The following is a 1,279-nucleotide window of genomic DNA, read 5'->3' on the forward strand; positions in this document are numbered from 1 at the left end:
GAACGTTTGTGACGACGTTTCAAGAAGCGGTGGCCGTGGAGGTCACGATAGCCCAGGCAGTCTGGGGCCGGGTGTTCGGGGCGGCGATGGGCGTGATCGCGGACTGCTTCGCGCGGCCTGAGACGCGCACGACTGCGGCGGAGATGATCAGCGGGCTGCTGGCAGAGGTGGACACGCGGAACTGCTGGACTCTGGCCCAGGCGCTGGGGCATCGGGGCCCGCACCGGCTGCAGCACCTGCTGTCACGCGCGAAGTTCGACCACGACCGGGCCAGGGCGGAGATCGCCCGTCTCGTCGTGCGTGAACTCGCAGGTCAGGATGTGGTGCTGGTGGCGGACGAGACCGGCGACGCCAAGTCCTCCACCGACTGTGTGGGAGCCGGCCGCCAGTACTCCGGCGCGCTCAGGGGTGTCGGTCTGTGCCAGGTCGCCGTCCACCTCGCCGTGCTCACCGCGACGGCGCGGGTGGTGATCGACCGGGCCCTGTATCTCCCCAAGGACTGGGCCGCGGACGAGGAACGCCGCGACGCGGCCGGTGTCCCGGAAGAGTTCATGTTCGCCACCAAGCCGCAGCAGACCGCCGTCATGGTCGAGAACGCGCTCGAGTGGGGTGTCCGGGCGCGCTGGTTCGCGGGCGACGAGGTGTACTCCGGACGCGAACTACGGGTGGGACTGCGGATGTTGGGGCTCGGTTATGCGGTGGGCGTGTCCCACACGCATGTGGTGACCGACGGAGCGGGCCGCAGGTGGAAGGCCCGCCAGGTGATCGACAAGGTGCTGCCGCACCAGTGGATGCGCATGCAGACCGGACACGGAACGAAGGGCACCCGCGAGTACGACTGGGCCTGGCTCGACGTCCGCGCGGACGACACCCCCGACGGACACGACGAGAAGGGCACCAGCGTCCTGGTCGCCCGCCGGCACCGGTACACCGGCGAGCTCTCCTTCTTCCGCTGCTGGACGCCCGAAGATGTCACCCTCGCCCAGCTGGTCGAGGTGATCTGCCGCAGATGGCGGATCGAGGAGACCTTCCAACTCGGCAAGACCTTCACCGGCCTGGATGAAGGGCAAGTGACCTGCTGGAACTCCTGGATGCGCTGGTCGCTGTTCTCCCTGATCGCCTCCGCCGTCCTCGCACTCACAGCCGCTGCCACGATCGCAGTCGGACCCGCCGGAACGGTCCGGCTCGTCCCGCTGACCTGTCCCGAACTCGTCCGGCTTCTCCGGGCGTTCGTCCTCACACCGCCCGTCCGGGAAGCGGAACACGTCCTGCACTGGAT

At 68.7% G+C, this 1,279-nt stretch carries 1 protein-coding gene; it reads left to right on the forward strand.

Annotated features, from left to right (window positions below):
• Nucleotides 1–35: 35 nt before the first annotated feature.
• Nucleotides 36–1,279 (forward strand): IS701 family transposase (locus ACIBJF_RS53490; RefSeq protein WP_399185127.1); only part of this gene is annotated, 1,244 nt, incomplete at its 3' end.

It is taken from the genome of Streptomyces sp. NPDC050743, assembly GCF_044456925.1.
GTDB lineage: Bacteria > Actinomycetota > Actinomycetes > Streptomycetales > Streptomycetaceae > Streptomyces.